The organism is Formosa algae, from assembly GCF_001439665.1.
Classification (GTDB): Bacteria; Bacteroidota; Bacteroidia; order Flavobacteriales; family Flavobacteriaceae; genus Formosa; species Formosa algae.
Genome location: NZ_LMAK01000082.1, coordinates 48,777 through 68,790, shown reverse-complemented (window position 1 = coordinate 68,790; position 20,014 = coordinate 48,777). Strand labels below are relative to the sequence as shown.

Annotated in this window: 12 protein-coding genes; all 12 read right to left on the bottom strand. The window is 35.1% G+C overall.

The window, feature by feature from the left end:
• Positions 1–10 precede the first annotated feature (10 nt).
• From AST99_RS18240 to AST99_RS18185, 12 genes are read right to left on the bottom strand one after another with little or no spacing between them, the layout of a single operon-like run.
• Positions 11–1,558, bottom strand: a complete 1,548-nt coding sequence (locus AST99_RS18240) for a sulfatase family protein (protein ID WP_083495742.1) — start codon at positions 1,556–1,558, stop codon at positions 11–13.
• A 32-nt stretch (positions 1,559–1,590) separates the two neighbouring features.
• Positions 1,591–2,985 (bottom strand): sulfatase family protein, encoded by a 1,395-nt coding sequence (locus tag AST99_RS18235; RefSeq protein WP_083495735.1) that lies wholly within the window; start codon positions 2,983–2,985, stop codon positions 1,591–1,593.
• Positions 2,985–5,324: a glycoside hydrolase family 95 protein gene (locus AST99_RS18230; RefSeq protein WP_198151558.1), complete on the bottom strand. Its 2,340-nt coding sequence runs from the start codon at positions 5,322–5,324 to the stop codon at positions 2,985–2,987. The genes AST99_RS18235 and AST99_RS18230 overlap by 1 nt, the downstream gene beginning before the upstream one ends.
• 22 nt (positions 5,325–5,346) lie before the next feature.
• Positions 5,347–7,119: an arylsulfatase gene (locus AST99_RS18225; protein WP_057784274.1), complete on the bottom strand. Its 1,773-nt coding sequence runs from the start codon at positions 7,117–7,119 to the stop codon at positions 5,347–5,349.
• A gap of 2 nt (positions 7,120–7,121) precedes the next feature.
• Positions 7,122–8,456, bottom strand: coding sequence for a sulfatase (locus tag AST99_RS18220; RefSeq protein ID WP_057784272.1), 1,335 nt, complete (start codon positions 8,454–8,456; stop codon positions 7,122–7,124).
• A gap of 30 nt (positions 8,457–8,486) precedes the next feature.
• Positions 8,487–10,070 carry a sulfatase family protein gene (locus tag AST99_RS18215; RefSeq protein WP_198151557.1) on the bottom strand — a complete coding sequence of 528 codons (1,584 nt, stop codon included), beginning with the start codon at positions 10,068–10,070 and terminating at the stop codon, positions 8,487–8,489.
• 11 nt (positions 10,071–10,081) lie between these two features.
• Positions 10,082–12,670: a glycoside hydrolase family 3 C-terminal domain-containing protein gene (locus AST99_RS18210; RefSeq protein ID WP_057784270.1), complete on the bottom strand. Its 2,589-nt coding sequence runs from the start codon at positions 12,668–12,670 to the stop codon at positions 10,082–10,084.
• Between the two features lie 14 nt (positions 12,671–12,684).
• The gene (locus AST99_RS18205; protein ID WP_057784268.1) at positions 12,685–14,085 is read right to left on the bottom strand and encodes a glycoside hydrolase family 30 protein; all 1,401 of its coding nucleotides are present in this window, start codon (positions 14,083–14,085) and stop codon (positions 12,685–12,687) included.
• A gap of 8 nt (positions 14,086–14,093) precedes the next feature.
• Positions 14,094–15,725: an alpha-L-fucosidase gene (locus AST99_RS18200; protein ID WP_057784266.1), complete on the bottom strand. Its 1,632-nt coding sequence runs from the start codon at positions 15,723–15,725 to the stop codon at positions 14,094–14,096.
• Positions 15,725–17,272, bottom strand: a complete 1,548-nt coding sequence (locus AST99_RS18195) for a sulfatase family protein (protein WP_057784263.1) — start codon at positions 17,270–17,272, stop codon at positions 15,725–15,727. The genes AST99_RS18200 and AST99_RS18195 overlap by 1 nt, the downstream gene beginning before the upstream one ends.
• Positions 17,273–17,277: 5 nt before the next feature.
• Positions 17,278–18,324, bottom strand: a complete 1,047-nt coding sequence (locus tag AST99_RS18190) for an alpha-L-fucosidase (RefSeq protein WP_209542091.1) — start codon at positions 18,322–18,324, stop codon at positions 17,278–17,280.
• Between the two features lie 14 nt (positions 18,325–18,338).
• Positions 18,339–19,943 carry a sulfatase family protein gene (locus tag AST99_RS18185; protein WP_057784258.1) on the bottom strand — a complete coding sequence of 535 codons (1,605 nt, stop codon included), beginning with the start codon at positions 19,941–19,943 and terminating at the stop codon, positions 18,339–18,341.
• Positions 19,944–20,014: the final 71 nt, after the last annotated feature.

Sequence of the window (20,014 nt, the reverse complement as noted above, 5' to 3'; positions counted from 1 at the left end):
ATGTTTTTGACTATAATTTTATTTCTTTTAATTTCTCTAATTGTGGCCAAGCATCTACAGCATCATTTTCTTGTTTTGCGCCTGCAGTACTTCTTCCTTCATTTATAATTTGTAATACCTCTGCTTTATAGGTTTTGATAATTTCAGGATGATTTGCTTGTACATTTTGTGTTTCGGCAACATCATCTTTTATGTTATAAAGCTGAACTTGAGGTAGTGATTCGAAAACCGATTTTTTTATGTTCCGATTTGGAAAACTCCATCCGCCAGAGCCTGGACAAAAATTGACTTTCCAATCGCCTTTTCGATACGCAAATTCACCTTGAACAGAATGATGAATGATACTTTCGCGTTTTGGCGCATCGCTATCTAAATTGGTTGACGATAAATGACTGAAACTATCTTCAGCAACATCATCTGCTATATCAATATTTAAAAGATCGGCAATGGTCGCGAAAAAATCTGTAGTACATACCAATTGATCTGATTTTGATGGCTTAATTTTATTTTTCCATGTCATGATATAAGGCACACGGTGTCCGCCTTCAAAAATATCAGATTTAAAGCCTCTGTACTCATAACTGGGATTATGCCCTTTAGATTTTAACTGTTTAAAGTTTGCTGTTGGAGAACATCCGTTATCACTAGTAAATACAATTAATGTGTTTTCTGAAATGCCATTTGCTTCGAGTGCTTTGGTGACTTCTCCCACAACCCAATCGACCATAATTACAAAATCTGCATACGGATTATCTAAATTACTTTTCCCCTGAAACGCTTCTGTTGGAAGAATTGGTGTATGTGGTGCTGGAAGTGGCATATACACAAAAAACGGTTCTTTTTTACTTGCGTTGGTATTAATGTAATTTACGGTGTGTTTTGTAATGTCTGGTAAAGCTTGCTCATGTACAAAATTATCGGCTGTTAAGCCTTCACGCCAAGTTCCTTGTCTTGTCTTTCCTTTAGTTATTTTTGTAGGTATGGCTGTTGGCATATCATTTTCTACCCAAACATAAGGCGGCATATCTAAAGAACCACAAAACCCATAGCTGTAATCAAAACCATGTGTGTTTGGTCCGTTTTTAATAGGTTTAGAAAAGTCTACTTCTGGTCGTGCTTTAAGATTATCATGATCTAAAGAATCGGATTTTGTAATGTCCCAATCCCAGCCCATATGCCATTTACCAATAAATGCTGTGGTGTAACCTTCAGCTTTAAGTGCATCTGCAATTGTAGTACGCTCAGGCTTAATTAAAGATTTTGAATACCCGCTTACCACGCCTTTTTTTAAACGTGTTCGCCAATTGTAGCGCCCAGTTAAAATACTATATCGTGTTGGTGTACATACCGCAGAACTGGTATGTGCATCTGTATACATGACACCTTCTGATGCCAAGTTATCTATATTAGGGGTTTGTATTTTAGAGTTTTCATTATATATAGACACATCTCCATATCCCAAATCATCAGCAAGAATGTAAATGATGTTTGGTTTTGTTGTATTTGTAATGCTCTTTTTCTCTTCTTTTTCATTACACGAAAAGAAAACAATACTCATTAAAGTAATTTGTAAGATGTTTTTAATTGACATTATTTGCTACGTAAATGTTTTTGATTTCTTTTATTCTTTTGTAATTCTTCATCAAAATCTAGCATCAATTTTTTAAGTTTTTTAACTTTCTTAGGATATGTTGAAGCCAAATTAATTTGTTCGGATATATCGTCTTTTAAATTATAAAGTGCGACATCGTCTTTTATTATTCTTAATTTCCAATCGCCTTGTCTTACTGCTTCTAGATTAAAATCTTTGTAATAAAAGAAGCCTTCTTTTTTATGAGGTGATTTTTTATTTTGTTTACCTGAAAGTATTGGCCAAACGTTTTTCCCGTCTATTTTATACTCTGGTAAATCTGCACCTGTTAAATAGGCAACAGTTGGTAAAACATCTATAGTAGAAATAACTTTATCGCTTACTGAAGCTGGTTTGATTTCACCATTCCATTGCGCTATCATTGGAACACGAAAACCGCCTTCAAAAGTTTCATTTTTTTGTCCTCTTAAAGGTAAAGCGCTTCCACCGTTAACACCTCTTGAGGTCCAAGGCCCGTTATCTGATGTAAAAATGACTAAAGTATTTTCATCAATACCTTCTTCCATTAAAGTTTTTAAAATTTCGCCAACGCTCCAATCTATTTCCTCTACAGCATCTCCATACAAACCTCTTTTACTTTTTCCTTTAAAATTAGCTGAAGCATAAAGCGGTATATGCGGCATAGAATGTGCCAAATACAAAAAGAAGTGCTCATTTTTATTTTGTTTAATAAAGTTTAAAGCTTGCTCAGTATAGCGCTGTGTTATTCTTGATTGGTCTACGGGATATTCTATAACTTCATCTTGTTGTAATAATGGCACTCTGCCTGCTCGCCATTTATTGTCACGCAGACTATCTAAAGTCATGCCTTCCCTAAACACAATATTTTTAGCAATTTTAGATTTTGGATTTACCGACATATCATTACTAAACGGAATGCCATAATACATATCAAAACCTTGCGATGTTGGTAAATATTCTTGTTTATCGCCTAAATGCCACTTACCAATACAAGCTGTAGCATAGTTTTGTTTTTTTAACATGTTGGCAATGGTCGTTTCTTCGTTACTTAAACCTCCTGAAAGATTTGACCATAATACCTGCGGCACTCCAACACGGTTTGGATAAGAACCTGTTAATAAAGCAGCTCTTGATGGAGAACATACAGATGAAGCTGAATAAAAATCGGTGAATTTTATACCGTTTTCAGCCATCTTATCTAAGTTTGGTGTGTTAATTGATGGTGCCCCAAATACACCAACATCTTGATACCCCTGATCGTCTGTAAAAACAATAATAATATTTGGTTTAGAATTCTTAGCTTGAGCCAATAACGTGGCTTTAGCACTAAAAAAGACTATTGTAAAAAGTAATATAAATGTTAATTTCTGCATTACGATTTTTTGTTTAATAAACCATCAAAATTGTATGTTTTACCTGCTTCAGTTTCAAACTCAATAGATTTATCTCCATACTTTAAAACACAAGGCATGCCACTTTTGGATGACACTGATACGTCTTTAAGTTTACCTGCTTCCCAAGAAAATGATAATTCGAAGCCGCCTCTAGCCACAATACCTTTAACAGTTCCTTCTGGTAAAGCCGTTGGTAAGGCTGGTAATAATTCAATTTTATCTAACTGACTTTGTAAAATCATTTCTAAAATACCAGACGCTCCTCCAAAATTTCCATCGATTTGAAAAGGTGGATGGGCATCAAAAAGATTAGGATAAGATCCGCCGCCAACTTTACCATCTTCGCGTTCTGCTGGACTTAATAATTTGTGTAATAATTTATAGGCGTGATCACCATCTCTAAATCGAGACCAAAAATTAATCTTCCATGCTAAACTCCATCCTGTCCCATTATCGCCTCTATATTCTAAGGATTGCTTTGCCGCTTGCATTAATTCTGGCGTGTCTTCATAATTAATTTCATTTCCCGGATGCACAGCCCAAAGATGCGATACATGTCTGTGATGACTTTCTGGATCGTCAATATCTTGCATCCACTCTTGTAATTGTCCGTGTTTCCCAATTTGATTAGGTGCAATTTTAGCCATTAAAGGTTCTAAAGACGATGTAAACTCTAAATCTGAATTTAAAATTTTAGATGCTGCAATTGTGCTTTTGAATAATGCTCTAATTAATTGATGATCCATAGTTGGTCCAGCCACTAATCCGCCAATTTCAGGTGAATTTGAAGGGGAACTAATTAAAAATCCGGTGTTTGGATCTTCATATAAAAACTGACTATAAAAGAGTGCTGCATTTCGCATTAAAGGATAACGCTCTTCTAGAAATTCTTTGTCTTGAGTAAACAAATAATGTTCCCAAATATGAGAAGACAACCAAGCTGCTCCGCCTAACCAAATACCATGGTGCGATGCATTTACGGGAGCTGCGCCTCTCCAAATATCTACGTTATGATGTACAATCCAACCTTCTGCATCATAATGTGCTTTAGCCACTTTAGCGCCTGTAACTGAAATATCTTCAATAAAATCGAATAAGGGCTCGTGACATTCACTAAGATTATACATTTCTACCGGCCAATAATTCATTTCTAAATTAATATTCGTGGTATAACTACTAAACCATGGCGGTGTTAATTTATCGTTCCATATACCTTGAAGCGTAGCTGGAAGTGTACCCGGACGACTACTAGCAATGGTTAAGTAGCGTGCATATGCAACATACAATGCCACCAATTGCGGATCGTTTGGAGTCATACTGAAATCTGAAATACGCTGATTTGTTGGGTTTTTAGATTTCCCATTGTCACCAAAACTTAATTGAAAACGATTATATAAGGCTTGATAATCTTCTAGATGCTTTGCTTTTACAGCATCAAAACTAGAATCTTCAACTTTCGCTAAAGTTTCAGGAACTTTATGTTCTGGTTGCCCAGAAACATCTTCAAAATTTATATAATTTGTAGCTGCAGTTAAATATACCGTTGCTTGAGATGCTTCAGTAACTTGAAGTTTTCCATCTACATTCGTAATCTTTCCGTTGGTTTTAATTTTTAAAGTTGAAACCCCTCTTAAAACACCATCTTTAACTTTTACAACTAAAGTTTGAGAATCGTTAGAGGTAATCACCGATTTGTCTTCGTGAATGGCGTCTAACCACAAATCAAACGCTAAGTTTTTGTCTTTACTAGATGTTAAGTTTATAGCAATAATTTGATCGGGAAAACTAGAAAATACTTCACGAGTATACTGTACATCATTTACAGTATATGACACTGTATTAATGGCTGTATTTAAATCTAATTCGCGTTTATAATTACTGAAATTTTCATGATTTTTAAAATCGATAAACACATCTCCAAAAGGTTGATAATGGATTTGTTTTATAGGATCGCTCATAAAATGTTCTTGAGCTATTTTTTGAGCTTGCAGTTGCTTGCCAGTATCTAACAAAGTTCTAATGGTATCTAAATAAGCACTTGCACCTTCATGAACATAGTTATGAGGTTGACCTCTCCAAAGGGTTTCTTCATTAAACTGAATATGTTCTTGAGTCACTCCTCCATAAACCATAGCACCTAAACTACCATTTCCTAAAGGCAATGCTTCTGTCCATTTTTCGGCAGCTTCTGTGTATTGTAGCTTAAATTCAGCTTTAGGCTCTACAACGTCTGCTTTAGGTTTTGCACAAAACATTAAAGTAAAACATAGAGTAATTACTAAAAACTTCTGAATAGCGATGTGATTTTTTATTTTCATTTTATTAACCTTTTGGGTTATATTATCCTTTAATTTCTATATAAAATGGATATGTAAATTTTAATGTTCCTGCTTCTTTTAAGTACACTTTTGGTACTATAGTTAATGCTCCTTTTTCTAATGTGATTGTATTAAAACTATATTGTGTTTTTCCATCAGCTTCAATAGGTAAGTTTAAAGTTGTTTCTCCTAAATCTAACTCTAAAGTGCCAGTGGTTTTTATAGGACTATCAAAATGAACCGTGATATCAAAAGTTTTAGTTTCATTAATAATAACATCCCAATACATAAGTTCTTTTTCAACTCCTGCTTCTTTTATAAAAAGTGCATCGTTTTGATTAAGCATAACTGGATTTTCAAAATCAGTTCCAATAATAGGTCTTGGAGCCTCTACTATATGCTCAGAAGTTTCCATAGTGTCTAACCAGGATGTCATCTCTGCTTTTAATTCTGACACCAAAGCAGGATTTGTATCAGAGAGATCATGCTGTTCGTATGGATCTGTACTTAAATCGAACAGCTGAAAAGCATCCTTTCCATTTTCATCTTTTCCAATACCAACCAATTTCATATTGCCCTTTCTAGTCGACACATTTCGGTATCTTATTGGAGCAGTTCTTGCCCAGTATCTATTAATAACTCGCTGTGGTAAGGTCTCTTTTTCTTCCTGTAACAAAGGCAGTAAACTTTGTCCTTCTATCGTTAAATTGTCAGGCATTTCTGCACCTGTAAATGCAACTAAAGTTGGTAAAATATCGTAATGAGCAGCAGGTGTTTTAATATCTCTAGGGGCTTTAAAAGTCTTTGGATAATACCAAAAGCTTGGCACTCTAACACCTCCCTGTAACACAGATCCTTTTTTTCCGCGCATACCAGCTATATACCTTGGGTGTTGCGGCCCATTGTCCGTCATAAAAATGACTAAAGTATTTTCTTCTAAATCTAAATCGTCCAATTTCTTGAAAAACAATCTCAAGTTATCGTCTATATTCGTGACCATACCATAAACTTTTCTAGAGTTTTCTCTACTGTGGTCGGTGACATTTGGGTATGGTTTTCCTTGGTTAATTAAGCCGGCATCAATATCGACATCCTTATACATATCGTAATATTTCTGAGGCAATTGCAATGGTCCGTGAGGTGCGTTATAGGATAAGTATAAAAAGAATGGATTGTTTTTATGATCTTCTACATAATCTATCGCCGCTTCGGTGAAGACATCGGTACAATAGCCTTGAGTTTGCACTTGCTTTCCGTTTTCCCAAAGTATAGGATTAAAATAACTGCTGTCTTTTTTTAAGGTATTTGGCCAATCGCCATATTGACCAATGCCTCCAGATAAATGATTTAAAGTGTAATCGAAACCTTGATCTTGTGGACGCATAGGATAATTATCGCCTAAATGCCATTTGCCTATCATTCCAGTATCGTAACCAGCAGCTTTTAGAATTTCTGCAATGGTGATTTCAGAGCCTGCCATCATTGCACCACCACGATACGTATCGTGTACACCAGTAGTCATTGAATACTTACCTGTCATAATTGAAGAACGTGTTGGTGCACATACAGGATTTACAATAAATTCGTCAAAACGAACGCTACGTTGAGCCAAGCTATCTAAAACTGGAGTTTTTATATTTGGATTTCCGTAGTACCCTAAATCGCCAAAACCTTGATCGTCTGTAATGATTAAAATCACATTCGGCTTTACAGTTTCTTCAACCTTTACGGTTTGAGAACAACTGTATAATCCCAGTAACAAGACTAAAAGCGTTATGTAAATTATAGGTTTCATACTTATTTTTTATTTGACGTTACATAAACATCTTCTCCCCAAGCTTCTAATTTTTTAAGCATGGTTGAGACTAATTCTGGATGCGCTCCAGCTACATTATGCGTTTCTGAAATATCTTCTTTTAAGTTAAATAATAACGGTTGGCCTTCTTTTTTATTCAAGATGAGTTTCCAGTCGCCTTGACGAATGGCTTTTCTACCAACATAACCCCAAAACACATCTCTTTCAGGTAAAGCTTTACCTTGAAGTAAATTATCTTTTAAACTTATTCCATCTAAATGTTTGGGTTGCTTAGCACCCACAAAATCTATAATGGTTGGAAATAGATCCATCGTTAAAATGGTTTCACTATTCACTTGATTGGGTTTAATCGTATCTGGATACCAAGCCATTGCAGAGACGCGATGTCCGCCTTCCCATAGCGTAGATTTATAGCCTCTTAAATCGCCATTACTACCTACTTTACTAGAGGCACCATTGTCTGAACAAAAGAATACCAAAGTATTTTTGTCTAAGTTTAACGCTTTTAAAGTAGCCAATACTTCACCAACGCCTTCATCCATGACTTCAACCATTTCTTTATATATGGTGTTCAGTTGGTCTTCAGACATTTTATTTTTTTGTTTGGCTCCTTTTTTCCAGCCTACATAACGCTCGGCTTCTGAAGTTCTACCTTGAAAGGGACCGTGCGGTGCTTCATGCGGAATGTATAACAAAAACGGTTCATCTTTATGGCGCTTTATAAAATCTACTGAATGTTTTGTGATTAAATCTGTAGAATACCCCTTTTCATTTTGCTTTGTATCTCCGTTCCACCAATCTTCATAACCTTGTTGATCAATATGAGAATGATAATCTACATTACCAGATACATAACCAATATATTCATCGAATCCTTGATTAATAGGATTAAATTCCGTTTTATACCCCACATGCCATTTACCAAACATGCCGGTAACATAGCCCGCAGATTTTATAGCTTCTGCAAATGTGTGTTCACTTGGAGCTAAACCTTTATCGCGATCGTGTTTTGCGGTAACTACACCATCGATACCAACGCGTTGTTGATATTTCCCGGTTAATAAGGCTGCTCTTGTCGGACTACAAACTGGACCGTTGGCATGGAAATCTGTAAATTTAATTCCTTCTGCCGCCATTTGATCTAAGTTGGGCGTAATGATAAACGTACTTCCATAACATGATAAATCGCCATACCCCATATCATCTGCCATAATGATAATGATATTGGGTTTGTTTTCTTTTTGAGCAAGACTATTAAAAGTCGTAAGGCTTAAAAAGAACAAGATAAACAGGCGTATATTGGATTTTATAATCATATTAAGGCGTTAATCACTTTATTGTTTTTATTAATCGTTCCAATGTTTTTCAATAATTTCTAATATTTCCGGATTGTCTAAATCGGTATCTCCCAAGGCTTTCTTCTTGTTTAAAATCTCGACCTTCATCTCTGCGATAATGTCTTTGTATTTCGGATCGTTGTAAGCATTATGTAATTCTTTCGGATCTGCTTCTAAATCGTAAAAATCCCAGAACTGATCTTGAGCAGCACCTTCAAATCCATTTCCGTAGAAAAAAGCCAATTTATAACGTTGTCCTCTAATTCCGAAATGCCCAGGTCTGTCTTTAGAATGATCCCAATACCTGTAGTAACCATACGTTCTCCAATCGCTTGGTGTGTTTCCTTTTAAATTTTCACGAAAACTACGACCTTGCATATCTTCTGGATAATCTATTCCTGCATAATCGGCGAATAAGGCTGAAAAATCTACATTTTCAATAAGATCTTTATTTCTTGAGCCAGCAATTATTTCTTTAGGATAACGAATAACAAATGGCATATGAATGGATTCTTCAAAAATTAAACGCTTATCAAACCAACCGTGTTCTCCAAGAAAATACCCTTGATCTGCAGTGTAAATAACGACAGTATTTTCTGCAAGTCCTGAAGTTTCTAAATACTCTAAAAGTTTTCCAATATTATCGTCGACACCGGCTCCAGAACGCATAAAATCTTTTATCATTTTCTGATACGTTTTGTATCTCGCTTCTTCATTTGTTAAACCGTCTACAGAAAACGGTAAACCTGGGTAATTCATAAAATCTTTACGTAATTCTGGATGCGCAGTTGCGTCTAAATAACGTTGTTTTAGATTATCCATAGATTGCCCTAAGAACGAGCGCCCCGTTGTAGATGCACTACTATCGTAAAACGATTCCGGTGCAGGAATTTCCTGATCTTTATACAAATCTGCAAAGCGTTCCGGATAATCGTAAGGTTCGTGCGTGGCTTTAAAATGACACATCGCTAAAAATGGTTTCTCTGTGTCGCGATTTTCTATCCAATCGATAGTCATATCTGCAATAATATCTGTACTATAACCTTGGTATTGCTTACCTCCTTCGTAATAATCTTTCCAATTATCGGCTGTTTTTATAATAGGATTATGGTATTCACCTTGACCTGGAAGCACAGCATAATGATCGAAACCAGCAGGTTCTTGTTTTAAGTGCCACTTCCCGATTATAGACGTTTGATATCCGCCTTTTTGCATTTCTTTAGCAATATTATTATATTCTGGAGACAGCCCTGCATCTAGAATTTTAACTCCGTTTTTATGGCTGTATTGTCCAGTTAAAATAGTCGCTCTACTAGGTGTACAAATTGAATTTGAAACTAAGCAATTTTCTAAAACTGCCCCTTCATCTGCTAAACGTGAAATGTTAGGTGTATGTACATAATCTTCTAAAATACCACCATAAATTCCCCAAGCTTGAGCCGTATGATCATCAGACATAATAAATAAAATATTAGGTCGCTCTGTTTTTTCCTCTGCTTTTGGAACTGTAGTCACCTTAGGTTTATCTTTGCAATTAGTTAACGTTGCCATAGCAACAAAAAGTAATGCTCCTATTTTAAATACATTTTTCATTTTAAAATTATTTATTTTGTCACGTTTAGTGTTACAGTTTCAAACTTGTTAGAAGCTGGTCCTATTCCTATTTTAAATTGTCCAGGCTCAACCACTTTCTTTCTAAGTTTAGTATCAAAAAACTCTAAATCTTCTGCAGTAATTTCAAAGGTTACAGTTGTAGATTTTCCAGGTTTTAGAGTTATTCTTTTAATACCTCTTAAACTTTTTAAAGGTCGTTTTACAGTACTTTCTACGTCTTTAACATATAATTGAACAACTTCTTCTCCTTCACGTTTGCCCACATTAGTCACCTTAACAGATACTGTTGTAGTCCCGGTTGTGTTTATTTTGTTTTCAGATAACTTCAGGTTATTATAAGTAAAGTCTGTATAACTTAAACCATATCCAAAAGGATATAGTGCTTTGCCATTATAATATCTGTATGTACGCCCTTTCATACTATAGTTTACAAAAGGAGATAATTCTTTAGTCGAAGTATAAAACGTCACTGGTAATCGTCCTGACGGATTATAATCTCCAAACAAAACATCTGCGATAGCCGTCCCGCCTAGTTCTCCAGGATACCACGCTTCTAATATCGCTGGTAAATTATCATTTTCCCAATTTACAGCTAAAGCACTTCCGTTTAATAAGACTAATACGACTGGTGTTCCTGTAGCATGTAATGCTTTTAATAATTCTTTTTGTACTTCTGGTAATTCGATATCGGTTTTATCTCCGCCATCAAAACCTTGAGCGTTTACAGGCATTTGTTCGCCTTCTACACCTGGAGATATTCCTCCGACAAAAACAACGACTTCTGATTTTTTAGCCAAGTCAATAGCTTTTTCAAAAGATGTTTTATCTGGTGATGCCCACATAAATTTTAATTTGGCAGGATAACCTTCATGCATATACTGGATTTTAACAGCATACGCTTTTCCTTTTTCTAAAGCGATAGTTTCTTTTACAACTCTGCGTTTTAAATCTTTTGTATTATCTACAATCACCTTACCGTCTATAGCTAAAGTATAGCCTCTACTGCTTTGAAGTCCTAAATCGTACATACCACTCACGTCAACCTGAAGTGTTCCTGTATATTCTACCCCAAATTTAGCTTCGTTTAATCCATTAACAGGATTTAAATTCCAATTAGAATTAATAACATCTTCTACCCTTGTAGCTATTGGTGTACCTGTAAAATCGTGAGTATTAAAATACTTTGCTTGTAAACCGTGTTCTTTTCCAAAACTTAGAACTTCTGTTGGAATTAAAGACATGGTTGGTGCTTTAGAAATTAATTCGGTACCAGCCTCATAATAAATCTTTGTTTTCTTAGATACTTTATTTTTTATACCATCTAAAGGTGTAAAATATTGCGATGGAAATCCGTTATAGTTTCCTAAAAGCACTTCTAAATCGTTAGCGTTTGGACCAACTATAGCAATAGATTTTAAATCTTTTTTAAGTGGTAACGTTTTATTTTCATTCTTTAATAATACCATAGATTTTTGTGCCGTTTCTAAGGCTAAAGCTCTATGCGAATCTGAGCTTACCACATTCATAGGTATGTTAGAATATGGTACCATATCGGCAGGATCAAACATTCCTAATTTAAAACGCGCTTTTAATATGCGTTTTAAAGACATATCAATTTCTGATTCTTTAATAGTACCAATGGCCACGCCATTAATTAAATATTCGTAACGTGTACCACAGTTTAAATCGGTTCCAGCTAAAACGGCAACTGCGGCAGCTTCTTCTTTAGAATCAACATAATTATGATAATCGTGAATATCTCTAATCGCATTACAATCTGACACGACATAGCCTTCAAACCCCCAATCTTTACGTAGAATTTCTTCTAACAACAGATGACTTGCACAACATGGCTCTCCCATATATCTGTTATAAGCCGCCATTACAGAATAGGCTTTTCCTTCGACTACCGTAGCTTCAAAAGCGGGTAAATAAGTATCGTATAAATCACGTTCAGTACTTGTAGCATCAAAAAAATGACGTTCTGGTTCTGGTCCACTATGTACAGCAAAATGCTTAGGGGTTGCTACAAGTTTTAAATATTTATCATCGTCACCTTGCATTCCTTTTACAAAACTCACACCCATTCTAGAAGTTAAATACGGATCTTCACCATATGTTTCTTGTCCGCGACCCCAACGTGGATCACGAAAAATATTCACATTTGGTGTCCAATACGTCAGTCCTTCATATCTTTCAAAAGAATCATTTCGTAAAGCTTCATGATGTTTTGCTCTCGCTTCGTCTGAAATCACTACAGCATCATTAAAAATTAAATCGGTGTCAAAAGTCGCTGCTAAACCAATAGCCTGAGGAAATACCGTCGCTTTTCCTGCCCTGGCTACACCATGTAAACATTCGTTCCAATATTCATGTGCGGGAATGTTAAGTCTAGGAATTGCAGGCGCATCATTCATCATTTGTCCTACTTTTTCCTCTAGAGTCATTCTAGACACTAAATCATCTACACGTTCATCAAAAGATAATGATGGATCTAAATACGGAAGATTTTCCTGTGCTTTACTTGTTAGGCCAACTAAAGCTAAAAAAAGGAGTATGGCAACTTTTGATGTTTTCATTTTAAAAACTACTATTAATTATTTTTATAATTCACTTCGACTACTGAAATGGTATTTGCAGGAATATCGACTACTTGCGCATGATCATCTTTCAACCAAATATCGAACGTCTTAACAGCGTCTGAATCGTTCTTTAGAAATAGGTATACATTATTGTCATCGGCAAGTGTAATGGTATCTCCATACCAAGAAGCCGAAGCTACACGCTTCATACCTGGTTTCATAAAACGTCCGAAAAGTGCCATAGCTGCATAATCTGGATTATAAGTTACAGTTTTACTTTGTCTATCAATTTTAATTAAGCTGTTTTGTTTCCAATCCCAACCACTTGCAGAATCTTCATTTAAAATCATGTTCCAATAGCAAAAATTAGGCACACCATGATTAATAAATGCCGCCACTTCATTAAATCTAGAAAAGGCTTGATCCACACTGTTTTTACCACCATAGCAATTTCCTTCTGTGTGTAAAAATTTTATATCCGGATAAATCGCTTGCATATTTTCTACTTGTCTGGCATTCATATATTGTACACCAATACCATCAACAGCTTCTCTCCAACTGGTATTACTTACATATTCTAAGCCATCAAGACGTTTTGCCGTACGGAAAGAACCTGCCCAAATTTCGGCTGAAGTGTTGTCTTTTTCGAATTGCGGACGTAGATAGTTAATTACAAAATCGCCCATTTGTTCTGCTGGCATATGACAAGATGGATATTTAGTTGAAACATCTTGTTCGTTTTGAATCACGATTTTATCTACTGTTATCCCTTCTTTTTTATAAGCTTCAACATATTTTGAAAAATATAACGCATAGGCTTTGTAAATTTTAGGATCGTCTTTCAGTACATTTTTTTCTGGAAACTCTTCACCTCTATCCATTAATCCAGATTCTTTCATCCAACCTGGAGGACTCCAAGGTGACGCGAACAATTCCATATCTGGATTGTATTTGTAAGCCATTTTTATATAAGGAATAACGCTTTTACGTTCTCGTTCTATAGAAAATTTTTTCATTTTAAAATCGTTTGGTACTTCGCTATAACTGTAAGCATCAATTCCGAAATCACTTGCTCCGATTGCCGTTCTACAAACTGTAAAATTTGCACCACTAACATCGAATAAATTTTTCATAACCTCGTTTTGCTGATCTTCGCTTAACGTCATTAAAGCTTCTCCTCCTATTTCGTTGAAAGCACCACCTATTCCTGTAATGGTTTGAAATGAAATATCTGGATAAATACGTACAGAAATCCCTTTACCTTCAGATGTTCCGTCTATGTGTTCTATTGGATTAGGAGCAATGTCTGTTCCTTCAACAAGCTTAACATAATGTACTTTTGCTTTGCTTTGAGCTGCAACCGATAACGATATTGTTAAAAAGATGAATACTGAATACACTAATTTTTTCATATTATCTCTTACTTAAAATTGGCTTTTAAAACCACAGGATAACTATCGCCATTTACTGCTGGCATATTAATAAGTAGTCCTTTATTTGTTTGTTTAAACGATAGGGTTCTCCCATCGTATATTTGTGTTAATTCTTTTAAGACACCAGGATTAGACTCTTTCTTTTTTGCAAAAGACGGTATAAGAAACTCCCCTCCTTTCGGATTCATGACAATTATATAAAAATCGTCTCCTTTTGTAGTGTAACGCACTTCGTCATGAGAAAAAGCAGGAGTTGCTGTAGTACGCTGATTGAAATGTTCGCCATGTTTTTGTGAATCTGTTGCGTTTCTTAATTCGCCTTCTACTGTTTCTGTAGCCTCGCCTCTTACACTTTTTCCATCTCCATACACAGTCCACGGACGTGTATCGTAAATGGCTTCTCCATTAACCTTAAGCCAATCTCCAACAATTTTCACACTCTTTTTAATTTCGTGAGGAATGGTTCCGTCATGATTTAATTCCATACTCAATAATAAATTTCCATTTTTACTGACCGCTTCAATCAGCATTTCTAAAATGGTACGTGCATTATGCGTTAAATGACGATCTTTTTTATAAAACCAATCTGTAAAAGTAATTTCTGATTGCCAAGGGTATGCTCTTAATGTATTACTTCCACCAGATTCTACTTCGTTAACGGTTCCTTTAGCTTTTCTTTTTAAAAGCATTACAGCATCAATAGATCCATTTTCCTTTAAACTGTTAGTATATAATTCGCGGGCAACCTCTTTACCATATTCACCATATGTAAAGTTAAATCCATCATTATATAATACATCTGGTTTGTATTTATCAACCAACTCTATGTGACGCTTTAACCAGTTTTTCTTAATATCTTCAATAATTTCTGGTGTACGATCTTCTGGTGCAGGACCATATAAATCTTTAGGATCTAAACCTTCCCACCATAAGCCTTTTCCGTCGGCTTTAGTTAAATGACCATCGTAAGGCATGCCAGCTTTTTCTCCTGTTTTATCGGCTCCAAAAGCCGGAGTCCACCAATTTAAAAACCGATCGTCGTGACTTGTAACACCAAATTTTAAACCTGCTTTACGCGTCGCTGCTTCAAACTCGCCTATAATATCTTTTTTAGGACCTACGTTTACTGAATTCCAAGGGTGATAAGAGGAATCGAACAAATCATAATGATCATGATGATTTGCTAAAGCCATAATGTATTTTGCACCATTTTCTTTTGAAAAATCGATTAAAGCTTGTGCATCAAAATTCTCGGCTTTCCACTCATTAATCACATCTTTAAATCCAAATTCCGACGGATGACCGTAGGTTTGTAAATGATATGGATAAGCCATTTTTCCGAATTTTTGTCGCCCAACATCTTGCATATACATGTGACGTGCATACCAACCACCACCTTGTTCTGGCACACTTTGTGGGCCCCAGTGAAACCAAATTCCAAACTTAGCGTCTCTAAACCATTCTGGACATTCGTATTGATTCGCTAATTCATCCCAAGTCGGTTCTTTATCTTGTGCATTAGCAGAAAGACTATTTAAAAACAATAGGAAACCTACAAAAAACAGCTTGTAAATTACTGTTTTCTGAAGGTTGTTTTTAAATGAAACATTAAAAATCATTAGTTTTTATTTTTAAAATTAAAGTCCTCTGGATGATCAAAAAGTCCAAACTCTTTTTTAGATAAATCGGCAGAATCGCCTGCATTTTTAATTAACATATTAAGTTCAAGTAGTAAGTCTTCCTTTATATTGTTATAATTTTCATCTTCAATTAGATTTACCAATTCCCAAGGATCATTTTTCACATTAAACAATTGATAGGTATAGGTGTCTTTTTTAGAACTTACAATAAGTTTAAAATCTCCCTTACGTACTGCTCTGTGTCCTCCATGATTATTGACCTTTGGTTTATAATCTTCTCCTGGCCAAGAGTTATACGCATATAACATACTTGTTCTAACTTCTTCTGCTTCTCCCGCTATTACAGGAGTTAAATCTTCTGTCTGTACAGATTCAGGAATATCTAGCCCTGTTAATCCACAAAGTGTTGGAAAAACATCATGTAAGTAAGCCAAGGCTGCTGTTTTTTTGTTTTTAGGAATGTTTGGACCTACAAAAACTAAAGGAACACTTACACTATGTTCGTAAACATTTTGCTTCCCTAATAACCCATGTTGCCCTAAAGCCAATCCGTTATCTCCAGCTAAAACTATAATGGTATTAGCTGCTTTACCGGTAGCTTCTAGTGCTTTTAAAATCCGTCCTATTTGGACATCTGTAGCCGTAATCATAGCATAATAGTCTGAAATTTCTTTTTGAACTATAGCTTCTGTTCTTGGAAAAGGTGCCAAGATCTCATCTCTAATGTGATCATCGGCAATTTCAAACGGATGCTGTGCCATATAATTCTCTGGTAGCGCAATATTTTCTGCAGGATACATATCGTGAAATTCTTGAGGCGCTGTTCTTGGATCGTGCGGCGCTGTAAAAGCAACATACATTAAAAACGGCTTGTCGCCTTTATACGCATCTAAATATCCCACAGCTGCATCTGCAAAAACTTCACTACTAAATTTTTCATCGTCTTTATAAGATTCAGACCAACCCGTTTCTGGATTATAATCTTTTACCTTTGTACCAAAATGTCTGGTCATTCCGCCTAAAAAAGCAGATTTTATGGTATTAAAACCACGTTCTAACCAGATTTCGCCATTGTGTTGTTTTCCCGTAGCAAAGGTTTCATATCCGTTTGATTTAAAATATTCTGGAAATGTAAGTTTATCACTTTTCCCTTTATCTTCTTTATCAAAAGCGAATTGCGCATACACGTTAGGCTCAATATTAAAATAATGACGCCCAGTCATTAACATCGCTCTACTTGGTGAACATACTGCAGCCGTTGTAGCTCCTAGAATATAAGAATTTGTAAAAGATGTACCTTGTTCTACAATTTGATCCATATTAGGTGTTTGCACTTCATATTTATCCATTGCACCAATAGTTCCTCCTCTTTGATCGTCTGTGAATAAGAACAGTATATTTGGTTTTTCAGAAGTATTTTCAACTTGAGTAGCATCCAAATCTACAACCTCTGTTTTTTTGTTTTTACAGCTTAAAGCTGTTAAAGTTAAAATGGCAAAACCATAGCATATTTTTCTTGTAACCATACCTATTATTTTTCTTCTTTAGCCAACATTTTTCCAACTTCAATTAAAATTTTCGCAGATTCTTCAGGAACATTTCCATCGCCATCTGGACCGATATTTAATAAAAAGTTACCGCCTTTCCCATTAATATCTTTAAGTTTCTCATAAACCACTTCAGGAGTTTTCCAATCTGTATCTTTAATTTTAAATCCCCAAGAATCATTTAACGTATAACATGCTTCCCAATAGTAGTCTACTTTATTTTCTAAGTGAAACTGCTCAGGCGTCCCGAAATCTTTTTTAAATATTTTTCGTTTAGCCACTCTGTTATTAATAATAATACTTGGTTTAAGTTCTCTGATATATTGATACAATGCTTTACCATCTTCTAATGTCCACCAATCTACCCAGTCGGCATCGAACCAAATAATATTGCTATCGTACTTTTCAATTAATTCTTTAATTTGATTTTTCATGTAGGTAACATATTCTTGCTTTCTACCTTCATGCATTAAGGTCATTCCCCAACCTTTACCTTCTTCGATATATTGAGCACCTTGATGCCAATCTGTAATACTATAATAGGTACCGAAAACAATACCTTCTTTTTTACAAGCGTCTGCTAATTCTTGAACTAAATCGCGACCTTTCATTGGGGTATTTGCAATATCGAAATCGGTGTATTCAGAATCCCATAGACAAAACCCTTCATGATGTTTAGTTGTAATCACTAAATATTTCATACCGGATGCTTTAGCTAACTTTACAATCTCATCTGCATCAAAATCTTTAGGGTCCCAAGTGTCTATTAATTTAGCATATTCATCTGACGGGATATTTTGATTCCCTTGAATCCACTCGGCATAACGCCCTTCATCATTTCCTTTGTAGATTCCTCCCAGTTGACTATACAAACCAAAATGAACAAACATACCATATTTAGCATCTGTGAACCATTGCATTCTTTTACTAAAGTCTGCTTCCGATTCTTCTAAATAATTAACTTTAGATTGTGCGTAGCCAGAAGCTACTACTAGAAGCAACATAAAAGCAATTAGATTCTTTTTTTTCATTTGACTATTTTTCATTAATGATTAATATTTTTAGCATCTAAATAATGATCTAAACTCTTCTTATCAAGCTCGTCACTATCTCCATATTTTGTTCTCATACGTTCCAACTGCTTATGCATATCTTCTTGCACACTTGAATATTCCGGATTGTTATAAAGATTGTGCATTTCTGATGGATCTTTTTCTAAATCGTATAATTCCCATTGATCGATATCGTAATAGAAATGAATTAATTTATAACGATCTGTTCTCACACCATGATGACGTTTAACACGATGTTCTCCTGGGAACTCATAAAACGTATAGTAAATTGCATCTCGCCACTCGCTTGCTTCTCCTTTAACTAATTTTCTTAACGATTCGCCCTGAATATCTTTAGGAATTTCTACACCAGCATAATCTAAAAAGGTTGGAGCGAAATCTAAATTTTGAACCAATTCATTAATTACGGTCCCAGCTTTAATTTCATTAGGGTATTTCATTAAAATTGGCGTTCTAAAAGATTCTTCATACATAAAACGCTTATCAAACCAACCGTGTTCTCCTAAATAAAATCCTTGATCTGAGGTATACACAACTATAGTATTTTCTTCTAATCCGTTTGCTTTTAAGTAATCTAAAACCTCTCCAACACCATCGTCTACAGACTGAATAGTTCTTATATAATCATGCATATAGCGGTTATATTTCCATATAGCAAGCTCTTTACCTTCTAATTTTTTAGATTTAAAATCGGCAATAATCGGATCGTAATACGCATCCCAAGCCGCTTTTTGTTCCTCGGTCATTCTATCATACTTTCTTTGGAACATGCCTCGGTATTTGGTTTTAATATCTCCATCTTTATCCAGCATTTTTAAATCGTAAACCAAATCCATATCTTCTAGAATACTCATTTCTTGAGCAGCTGCAGCAGGTCTTCCTTCGTAATCATCAAAGAAATTTGCTGGCGGATCGAAGGTTACACTATCCATTAAGGTTAAATATTTTTCTTCTGGCATCCAGGTTCTATGCGGTGCTTTTTGATGATATAACATTAAAAAAGGCTTATCCTTTTCTCTTTTATTTTCTAACCAATCTAAAGCAATATCTGTAGTGACTTGAGTGATATAACCAGGGTATGTTTTTTTAATACCGTTCTCTATAAATTCTGGTGAATAATACTGACCTTGACCAGGTAATACATTAGAATAATCGAAACCTTGTGGTAAACCATCTAAATGAATTTTACCTATCATGGCCGTTTGATATCCCGCTTTTTGAAGCGATTTAGCAAAGTTATCTTGATCCCAATTAAAAGGACTCACATTATCTACTTTACCATTTATAAAGCTGTGCTTACCCGTTAGCATTACCGCTCTACTTGGAGCACAAATGGAGTTAGTTACAAATCCTCTATTAAAAATAGCACCTTCTTTAGCGATTCTATCAATATTAGGTGTGTTATTTAATCCGTAACCATAGGCACTGATGGCTTGATAGGCATGATCATCACTCATTATAAACACGATATTTGGAGTCTGAGCCTCTTTTTCAACGACTACAGCTTCTTTTTTATCCTCTTTACAACTAAAGCACAACATTAAAAGTGTGATAATAATTATACTAACGTTTTTCATGTGGTTATTAATATTTGTATGATTTTGTTTTAATAATTGATTTTCAATGCATACCGTTAAAATGATCTAAA

Coding starts and splice junctions, on each gene's coding strand:
- AST99_RS18205 (WP_057784268.1), bottom strand. CDS start 14,085: ATGAAAAAATTAGTGTATTCAGTATTCATCTTTTTAACAATATCGTTA.
- AST99_RS18240 (WP_083495742.1), bottom strand. CDS start 1,558: ATGAGTATTGTTTTCTTTTCGTGTAATGAAAAAGAAGAGAAAAAGAGC.
- AST99_RS18185 (WP_057784258.1), bottom strand. CDS start 19,943: ATGAAAAACGTTAGTATAATTATTATCACACTTTTAATGTTGTGCTTT.
- AST99_RS18225 (WP_057784274.1), bottom strand. CDS start 7,119: ATGAAACCTATAATTTACATAACGCTTTTAGTCTTGTTACTGGGATTA.
- AST99_RS18195 (WP_057784263.1), bottom strand. CDS start 17,272: ATGGTTACAAGAAAAATATGCTATGGTTTTGCCATTTTAACTTTAACA.
- AST99_RS18235 (WP_083495735.1), bottom strand. CDS start 2,985: ATGCAGAAATTAACATTTATATTACTTTTTACAATAGTCTTTTTTAGT.
- AST99_RS18190 (WP_209542091.1), bottom strand. CDS start 18,324: ATGAAAAAAAAGAATCTAATTGCTTTTATGTTGCTTCTAGTAGTAGCT.
- AST99_RS18210 (WP_057784270.1), bottom strand. CDS start 12,670: ATGAAAACATCAAAAGTTGCCATACTCCTTTTTTTAGCTTTAGTTGGC.
- AST99_RS18215 (WP_198151557.1), bottom strand. CDS start 10,070: ATGAAAAATGTATTTAAAATAGGAGCATTACTTTTTGTTGCTATGGCA.
- AST99_RS18200 (WP_057784266.1), bottom strand. CDS start 15,725: ATGATTTTTAATGTTTCATTTAAAAACAACCTTCAGAAAACAGTAATT.
- AST99_RS18230 (WP_198151558.1), bottom strand. CDS start 5,324: ATGAAAATAAAAAATCACATCGCTATTCAGAAGTTTTTAGTAATTACT.
- AST99_RS18220 (WP_057784272.1), bottom strand. CDS start 8,456: ATGATTATAAAATCCAATATACGCCTGTTTATCTTGTTCTTTTTAAGC.